Source organism: Colwellia sp. (assembly GCF_013215345.1).
Lineage (GTDB): Bacteria > Pseudomonadota > Gammaproteobacteria > Enterobacterales > Alteromonadaceae > Colwellia.
The window spans coordinates 1-8,729 of record NZ_JABSOV010000139.1 but is presented as its reverse complement, the minus strand read 5'-3'; the positions used below and the strand labels follow the sequence as shown (position 1 = coordinate 8,729).

General features: G+C 39.2%; 8 protein-coding genes and 1 pseudogene. 5 read left to right on the top strand and 4 right to left on the bottom strand.

Annotated elements, in window-relative coordinates:
* From HRT50_RS16000 to deoA, 3 genes and pseudogenes are all read left to right on the top strand, one after another.
* Positions 1 to 595, top strand: a pseudogene (locus HRT50_RS16000) (hypothetical protein); the annotation flags it as partial.
* 186 nt (positions 596 to 781) lie between these two features.
* On the top strand, positions 782 to 1,201 hold the full coding sequence (gene cdd / locus HRT50_RS15995; protein ID WP_291616291.1) for a cytidine deaminase: 420 nt from the start codon (positions 782 to 784) through the stop codon (positions 1,199 to 1,201).
* A gap of 11 nt (positions 1,202 to 1,212) precedes the next feature.
* A complete protein-coding gene (gene deoA / locus HRT50_RS15990; RefSeq protein ID WP_291616289.1) occupies positions 1,213 to 2,532 on the top strand; it encodes a thymidine phosphorylase in 1,320 nt (439 codons plus the stop codon).
* A gap of 236 nt (positions 2,533 to 2,768) precedes the next feature.
* Here deoA and HRT50_RS15985 read toward each other — a convergent pair whose 3' ends face one another.
* From HRT50_RS15985 to udk, 4 genes are all read right to left on the bottom strand, one after another.
* Complete coding sequence (locus HRT50_RS15985; RefSeq protein WP_291616287.1) at positions 2,769 to 3,353, bottom strand: thymidine kinase; 585 nt, start codon at positions 3,351 to 3,353, stop codon at positions 2,769 to 2,771.
* Positions 3,354 to 3,487: 134 nt separating this feature from the next.
* On the bottom strand, positions 3,488 to 4,261 hold the full coding sequence (deoC, locus tag HRT50_RS15980) for a deoxyribose-phosphate aldolase (protein WP_291616285.1): 774 nt from the start codon (positions 4,259 to 4,261) through the stop codon (positions 3,488 to 3,490).
* Positions 4,262 to 4,312: 51 nt separating this feature from the next.
* A complete protein-coding gene (locus tag HRT50_RS15975; RefSeq protein WP_291616283.1) occupies positions 4,313 to 5,557 on the bottom strand; it encodes a NupC/NupG family nucleoside CNT transporter in 1,245 nt (414 codons plus the stop codon).
* Positions 5,558 to 5,611: 54 nt separating this feature from the next.
* Positions 5,612 to 6,250 (bottom strand): uridine kinase, encoded by a 639-nt coding sequence (gene udk / locus HRT50_RS15970; protein ID WP_291616293.1) that lies wholly within the window; start codon positions 6,248 to 6,250, stop codon positions 5,612 to 5,614.
* A 300-nt stretch (positions 6,251 to 6,550) separates the two neighbouring features.
* On the opposite strand from udk, the gene HRT50_RS15965 reads away from it, so the two are divergent.
* Entirely contained in the window at positions 6,551 to 7,765 is a 1,215-nt protein-coding gene (locus HRT50_RS15965; RefSeq protein WP_291616281.1) for a phosphopentomutase, read from the top strand.
* Between the two features lie 131 nt (positions 7,766 to 7,896).
* Positions 7,897 to 8,729 (top strand): TonB-dependent receptor plug domain-containing protein (locus HRT50_RS15960; RefSeq protein WP_291616279.1); only part of this gene is annotated, 833 nt, incomplete at its 3' end.

Sequence of the window (8,729 nt, the reverse complement as noted above, 5' to 3'; positions counted from 1 at the left end):
CAGTTATAATACTGAGTTGTTTTCTGGTTATCAAACACGTTTTAATGCATTCTTTGAGCGTCGTTCAGGTCGCCCATATAGTACGGTAATGGGCATGTATAAAGATGATGATTTTGGTGATACAAAAGATTTTTACTCAAACTCAGCTTACCTAGCTTATATACCGTCAGGTGCTGATGATCCAAATGTGAACTGGGAAGAGTCAGATCTTTCTTGGGATGAGTTATCGGTCCTAATGACACAAGCTGGAATTTCACCGTCGGGCTCAATCCTGAACAGAAATACCGGAACTCAACCCTGGTTAACTACGTTAGATATTAGCATCAAGCAAGAAATCCCTGGCTTTGCCAAAGGTCATAAAGGTCAAATATTCTTTATGATTGATAACTTTGCTAATTTGTTAAATGATGATTGGGGTGTAGAAAAGCGTATGGGCTACCCTAACCAAGCACTTTATGACTTAGGTGGTTTAGATGAGCAAGGGCGTTATATTATCGACCCACGCTTTAATGGCGCGGATACGCGTAATTACAATACTATTGTTAAATCATCTTCTTCATGGCAGATGAAAGTTGGTCTTAGCTATAAGTTTTAATTAACTTATATTTTAAGCGAAAAAAATTGAAAGCCCTTTAGTTCTACTAAGGGGCTTTTTTTATGGCTAATATTCAATAAAAACACTGTATTAAGAAGATAATTGTTTTTAATTACAAATAACTTGACCATATGGTCAGCAATGATATGCTGAAGCTATCAATATTGCTCGTGACTAGGGAACATAATGAACGAAATACCAACAGAATTAATGGATGAAGTAATCGCTGCTGCGAAAGCTGCTTATCAATTGGCCTATGCGCCATACAGTAACTTTCATGTCGGTGCTGCTGCGTTAACAACCAATGGCAACATAGTCAAAGGTTGTAATGTCGAAAACGCTTCATACGGCTTAACTGTCTGCGCGGAGCGTAATTGTATTAGTCATGCAGTAATTAATGGCGAGCGGAAATTTCAACTTATTGTTATTTATACCGAACAAGATAAATTAACGCCACCTTGTGGTGCTTGTCGGCAGGTTATTGCTGAGTTTTTTGAACAATCGGCACCAGTACTTGCAGTAAATCATAAAAATGAACGAAAAATTTGGACTGTACAGGCGTTATTACCTGATGCATTCACCCCAAAAGATTTATTAGACTTATAAGGATTTAGCTAATGTCAGTAACCAATAAAATTATCCCACAAGAAATTATTCGACTTAAACGTAATGGTCAAATACTCGATGAACAATCAATTAATGGTTTTGTTTCAGGCCTAGTCGATGGCAACTTTTCAGACAGCCAAGTTGGCGCAATGGCGATGGCTATTTTTCAAAATGGCATGTCGATTGATGAAAGAGTCAATTTTACCAAAGCTATGATGAATTCAGGCGATATCATCAGTTGGCAAGGCTTTGATGGCCCTATTGTCGATAAACATTCTACCGGTGGTGTCGGCGATAAAGTTAGCTTTATGTTGGCTGCTATTGTTTCTGCTTGTGGCGGTTATGTGCCTATGATTTCGGGTCGAGGTTTAGGTCACACTGGTGGTACCGCGGATAAACTAGAAAGCATCGCTGGCTTTAATGTCCAGCCAAGCATCTCAGAATTTAAGCGCATAGTGAAAGAAGTTGGTGTTGCTATTATTTCTCAAACCGACAATTTAGCACCGGCAGATAAGCGTTTGTATTCGATTAGAGATGTTACCGCCACCGTTGAGTCTATTCCCTTAATTACCGCTTCTATCTTGTCTAAAAAGCTTGCTGCGGGCTTAGATGTGTTAGTGATGGATGTTAAGGTAGGCAATGGCGCTATGATGAATAATCTAGCCGATGCTAAAGCACTTGCTGATAGTATCGTTAGCGTTGCTAATGGCGCGGGTGTTAAGACACAGGCTATTATTACCGATATGAACCAAGTCTTGGGTACCAGTGCCGGTAACGCCATAGAAATGTATGAAACGGTTAAATACTTAACCGGCAAGCAAAGAGAGCCGCGCTTACATAAAGTCGTACAAGCACTTGCCACGGCTATGCTTGTTAATACCAAGCTAGCAAGTGATGAACAAGATGCCCATAAAAAAATCGATAAAGTGTTAAGCACAGGTTTGGCAGCAGAAGTGTTTGATCGTATGGTGGCAGCATTAGGTGGACCGAAAAACTTCGTAGAAAAACCTTGGGATTCTATGACCAAAGCGAATGTGATTGTGGAAGTTAAAGCATCACAGCATGGCTATATTGCCCAAATGGATACTCGTGCTGTTGGCATGTCAGTTGTTGGTTTAGGTGGCGGTAGAACCGCACCGACACAGCAGGTAGATCACACGGTTGGATTTGATAGGATATTACCACTGGGTGTACAGGTCAATCGTGGTGAAGTGATTGCCCGTGTTCATGCCAAAGATGAAGACTCAGCTAATAGAGCTATTGAGCAATTTAATAATGCGCTGAGTTACTCAGAAGAGACCCCTGAATTGCCGCCAGTGATTTATTCGTAGCTGAAATTAGCTAAAGAGAATAAGCACTATTGTTATTAGTTATTAGTTATTAGTTATTAGCTAGTAGACAATCAATGTATGTTTGCTCTCATAAAAAAACGCCTTATAACTTAGTTATAAGGCGTTTTCATTTAATGAAATGTGATTTGCAATGGTGATAATAAACCGATAGTAGCCACTTTTATTAGGCATTAAGCACTAATCAAGGTTGATGACGCTATTTTTAGCGGCTCTACCTAGACCTCAAGCCTGACAAGTTGCTTAAAGTGAGCGCGACACAGGGGTTCATAACGCTCATTACCGCCTACTTCTACTTGCTCGCCCCCTTGCATAGCTTTACCGTTAGCGTCTTGTCTGATAACAAAGTTAGCTTTGCGGCCACAGTGACATATGGTTTTTAATTCTACCAGTTTGTCTGCCCAAGCGAGTAGGGCAGCACTACCTGAGAAGGTTTGTCCTAAAAAGTCAGTGCGTATGCCATAAGCGAGAACAGGAATATGCAATAAATCAACGATATCAGTAAGTTGTTTAACCTGCTCGGTTGACAAAAATTGTGCTTCGTCGATGAGTAAACAAGCAAGCTTTTCAGCTTGGTTTTTTTGCTCAACATCTTTGAATAGGTTAGTTTCATCGTTAAACAAAAAAGCGTCGGCATCAATGCCTAACCGCGAAGCAACCTTGCCTTTAGCAAACCTATCATCAATTTTCGCGGTATAAATAGCCGTGGCTAAACCACGCTCTTGGTAGTTATAAGACGATTGCAGTAAGTGAGTCGACTTACCTGCATTCATCGATGAAAAGTAAAAATAAAGTTGTGCCATTTTCCTGCTTTCTTTTAAAGTTTGTCTTATTGAAGGTATCGCTATAGTTTTACTTATCTAAACGCTATTTTCAATTATTTAGTTGCCATTTAGTTGCCATTTAGTTGCTACTTAGTCACTACATTAATAGAAACTTAGTAGCTACTTGAACTTTTAGAGTTACCTTCATGACCTAGGGTTTCCAATAAACTGGTCAGTAAGCTGCTAGCACCAAAGCGAAAGTGATTCGCATCGGCCCATTCATTACCTAATATGCTATCGGCTAAATCAAGGTAAATACCGGCATCTTCGGCATTTCTTACCCCACCAGCGGGTTTAAAGCCGACAGCAGTGTTCTTTTGTTTTATTACTTCTAACATGATTTGTGCTGCGGTTGGTGTAGCATTTACCGCGACTTTACCTGTCGATGTTTTAATGAAGTCAGCTCCGGCATTAATGGCAATTTCACTGGCTTTTCGAATTAACTCTTCAGATTTTAACTCACCTGTTTCGATAATGACTTTAAGCTTTGCTGAACTTTCGCAGGCTTGTTTACAGACCTTTACCATGTCAAAACCAATAGTTTCGTTACCTTGCATTAACGCGCGATAAGGAAATACTAAGTCTACTTCATCTGCGCCATAGGCTACTGCTGCTTTGGTTTCGGCTAAAGCAATGTCAATATCATCATTGCCATGGGGGAAATTCGTCACAGTCGCTATTTTTACCTGTGGCGTTTGCTGCGCTTTAAGTGCCTTTTTAGCAATAGGAATAAAACGCGGAAAAATACAAATAGCTGCGGTTTCGCCCGCAGGTGACTTTGCTTGTCGACAAAGGTCAATAATCTCTTGCTCAGTTTCTGTATTGGTAAGGCTAGTTAAATCCATCAATGACAGGGCACGCTGAGCTACCGTTTTAATATCAGACATAAGTTTAAATTCCTGTTTATTTTCTTGGTGATTATTTATGTTTATTCGTTACTACAACGCAATGAAAATGCCAGCAATTGCGGCACTCATTAAGTTTGCTAAGGTAGCAGCAAGCATTGCTCGCAGACCTAATCTAGCAATGTCGTGGCGACGGCTTGGCGCCATAGAGCCAAGACCACCGAGCAAAATTGCGATAGAAGATAAATTGGCAAAACCACATAAAGCAAAGGTAACAATCGCTTGCGTCACAGGGCTTAAGGTATCTCTTATTTCGACAAAATTAACATAGGCAAAAAATTCATTGACGATGACTTTTTGGCCAATAAAACTTCCTGCTTGCAACATTTCATGTGCGGGCACGCCAATAATATAAGCAAAGGGGGCAAAGAGGTAACCTAAGAAAAACTCAATGGTGATATTTTCATAACCAAATAAGCCAGCAACACCACCAACAATAGTATTTAACAATGCTATTAGAGCAATGAAGGCAAGTAACATAGCGCCGACGTTAACCGCCAGCTTAAGGCCGGATGCAGCGCCAGAAGCTGCGGCATCAATAACATTGGTTGGTTTATCGTTATCTTCGTCATAATCCACTGGCTCTTGAACTATTTTATCGTGTTCAGTTTCAGGGTATATAATTTTAGCCATTAACAAACCACCTGGAGCCGCCATAAATGAGGCGGCGATAAGGTACTTTAATTCGATGCCAAGGCCAGCATAACCCGCAAGAATAGAGCCGGCAACAGAGGCTAAACCACCCACCATAATGGCAAATAATTCAGACTGAGTCATTTTTGCAATATAGGGGCGTATTACCAGAGGCGCTTCGGTTTGACCAACAAAAATGTTGGCTGTAGCGGAAAGTGATTCAGGTTTACTGGTTCCTAAAAGCTTTTGTAAGCCACCACCAATGATCTTAATAACCCATTGCATAACGCCTAGGTAATACAGCACAGCAATTAATGATGAAAAGAAAATAATGTTGGGTAATACCCTGATAGCAAAAACAAAACCAACACCATTTTCATACATGGCATCAGTGCCTAAACCACCAAAAAGGAAGTCAATGCCTACTTTTGCGCTGTCGATAACACTTTGTACACCGTTGGTCATAGACAGTAAAAAATCTTTGCCAAAAGGCACATACAAAACAAATGCTCCCAGCAGAATTTGCAGGGTAAACGCTAAGCCAACCGTACGTAAGTTAATGGATTTTTTTTCACTTGATAATGCGTAGGCTATTCCTAGCAATACGAATATACCGATAACACCTCTGAGTGCACCTAGTTCCATGAAGACCTCTTTTGTTTTATTGTTATTTTATTCTATTTTATCTTAATTTAATTCTTATTGTGTGGGGAGCTGTGACAGTTGACGAATTTTTGCTTTGAGTACTTCAATGGCCATTCTATTTTTACCGCCTCGGGTAATAACAATATCAGCCCAAGCTTTTGATGGCTCGATAAATTGATGGTACATGGGTCTTACTGTGGCTAAATATTGGTTGGTAACTGACTCGACACTGCGATTACGCTCAACGAGATCTCGTTTAATTCTTCTGATCAGGCAAATGTCTAACGGGGTATCCATATAAACTTTTATATCAAAACAGTCTCTCAATTCTTGATTAGACAGTAGTAATATACCTTCAACTAGAATGATTTTTGTTGGTGAAAATGTCTTGGTTTCATTAAGGCGAGTATGAGTTTTGTAGCAATAAACAGGGCTATTAATTGTTTTGTTGTCTGTCAATTTCTTTAAATGTTCTGACAATAGCTCATGTTCAAAGGCATTGGGGTGATCATAATTTGTTTGCTCACGATCAGTCATAGATAAATGAGATTGATCACGATAATAAGCATCTTCATAGATAATTGAAATGCCATTTTCACCAAGCTCTGTTACCAGTTCGTCATGAATTGTTTGAGCAAAAAGTGTTTTCCCTGATGCTGATGGACCAGCGATAGCAATAATGGTTGGTTTAATTGGTTTCAATGTTCAGCCTACTTGTCAAAGAAAATCTTAATAATTAAATACTAGTTTTTTATAGTGAGCCCAACTACTTGTAGTTGACAGGTACTGGCTATATTTCATTTTAGCATTGTAAGGTTAATAAACTAAAGAGCCGGTAAATAATTAGCGAGTAGAAAATGCTCTATTTACCCTTTTTTAGAAAGGTGATAAATTAACACAACTTGACCAGTTGGTCATATTATTTATCAGATTATTTCAATATTTGTTATCATTTGTAATTATAATATTAAAATATTAAAAAAAGGAAACATTATGGCTCGTGCAATAATTTTGGTTATTGATAGTTTTGGTATTGGTTACTCTCCGGATGCAGTTGATTTTGGTGATGTTGGTGCAAATACGTTAGCTAATTTAGCACGTGCGTATTTTGATGAAACAGGCAAAAAGATTGCCTTACCCAATTTATCGGCACTGGGGTTAATAAAAGCCTGTCAGCAGGCATCTAATCAGGACTTCCCTTATGAAGGAGGAGCGCCAAGTAAAGGGGCTTATGGCTTTGCCGAGGAAATTAGCACAGGTAAAGATACCCCGAGTGGTCACTGGGAAATGGCAGGAGTGCCGGTGCTATTTGATTGGGGGTATTTTACCGATAAAGAAAATAGCTTTCCTAAAACATTAATTGACAATATTAACCAAGCGACTGATTTTGACGGCATATTAGGTAATTGTCATGCCTCGGGTACTGAAATACTTAAACGTTTGGGAGAAGAACATATCAAAACGGGTTTACCCATTTGTTATACCTCGGCAGATAGTGTTTTTCAAATTGCTGCCCATGAAGAGCATTTTGGTTTAGATAATCTCTATAAGTATTGTGAAACTGTACGTGAACTGCTTGGTGACTTAAATATAGGGCGTGTTATCGCTAGACCTTTTGTTGGAGATCATCCTGATAACTTTGCCAGAACAGGTAACAGAAGAGATTACTCGGTATTACCACCTGCGCCAACGGTATTAGATAAAATATCAAAGGCAGGTACTCATGTTATCAGTGTTGGTAAAATTGCCGATATCTTTGCCCATCAAGGTATTGATGAAAAAACCAAAGCCACTGGTTTAGATGCACTTTTTGATGCCACGCTAAGCCATATCAACACCGCTCAAGACAATTCCCTCATCTTTACTAATTTAGTTAATTTCGATCAAGACTTTGGTCACCGACGTGATGCCATTGGTTATGCAAGAGAGCTTGAAGCCCTAGATATTCGTATTCCTGAGCTCTTTGCGGCGATGTCTGCAGATGACGTATTATTTCTAACTGCTGATCACGGTTGTGACCCAACATGGCCGGGCACTGAGCATACCCGTGAATATGTACCGATTATCGCTTACCATCAACAGGTCGGATCTGTTAATATAGGTAACCGAAAAACATTTGCTGATTTAGGGCAAACCATCGCAGAACTATTTAAAGTTGAGGCAATGGATTACGGCATTAGTTTTTTGTCAGATTTATACAAGAAATAATGCCGGCTCAAAGTATAAAAAACGAATGTATAAACAAAGCACAATTATATTAAAAATAAAAATAAAAATAAAAATAAAAATAAAAATAAACAAAGCATAAACAAAATATATAAAATCCAGGGAGATAACAAATGAAAATGTTTAAACAAAGTGCACTGTCACTATGTGTACAAGCATCACTGTTTGCCAGTGTTGCGGGTGTTTCTACCACTGCTTTAGCGGCAGATGAGACTGTAAAGAAAAAAGTTGCCGGCATTGAGGTTATACAAGTTACAGCGCGTAAGCGAGTTGAAAATGTGCAAGAAGTACCCGTCGCTGTAACAGCGTTACAAGGTGACAATTTAGATGCTTATAGTTCATCAGCTATGGATATTCGTTTTTTAAATGCAAAAATCCCTAGCCTAAGCGTCGAGTCATCGTTCGGCAGAACATTTCCACGCTTTTATATGCGTGGCCTTGGTAATTCAGATTTTGACTTAAACGCTTCTCAACCTGTTTCTTTAGTGGTAGATGATGTCGTGCAAGAGAATCCTATTTTAAAAGGTTTTCCTGTTTTTGATTTAGAACGCATAGAAGTACTTGGCGGTCCACAAGGAACCTTATTCGGCAGAAATACCCCTGCTGGTTTAGTGAAATTTGATTCAGCCAAACCAACTCAAGATTTAGATGGTTTCGTTTCCTTATCATACGGTAGCAAAAATACTACTGATTTACGTGCTGCTGTTGGCGGCGGTTTAACTGACAATTTATCAGCTCGTGTTTCATTATTACGTCAAGATAGAGACAATTACATTGATAATAAAGCACCAGGCTTTGAACAAGATAACGTACTAGGTGGGTATACTGACCAAGCTATGCGTATTCAGTTTTTATATGAAGGTGATGATTTTAACGCTTTATTTAATTACCACGCTAGAGATTTAGATGGTAAACCAGTGGCTTTTTACGCTAATGGTATTAAATC

What these genes read in the sequence shown, in the direction of transcription:
- cdd (WP_291616291.1), top strand. Translation starts at nt 782, where the DNA reads ATGAACGAAATACCAACAGAATTAATGGATGAAGTAATCGCTGCTGCG.
- deoA (WP_291616289.1), top strand. Translation starts at nt 1,213, where the DNA reads ATGTCAGTAACCAATAAAATTATCCCACAAGAAATTATTCGACTTAAA.
- HRT50_RS15985 (WP_291616287.1), bottom strand. Translation starts at nt 3,353, where the DNA reads ATGGCACAACTTTATTTTTACTTTTCATCGATGAATGCAGGTAAGTCG.
- deoC (WP_291616285.1), bottom strand. Translation starts at nt 4,261, where the DNA reads ATGTCTGATATTAAAACGGTAGCTCAGCGTGCCCTGTCATTGATGGAT.
- HRT50_RS15975 (WP_291616283.1), bottom strand. Translation starts at nt 5,557, where the DNA reads ATGGAACTAGGTGCACTCAGAGGTGTTATCGGTATATTCGTATTGCTA.
- HRT50_RS15965 (WP_291616281.1), top strand. Translation starts at nt 6,551, where the DNA reads ATGGCTCGTGCAATAATTTTGGTTATTGATAGTTTTGGTATTGGTTAC.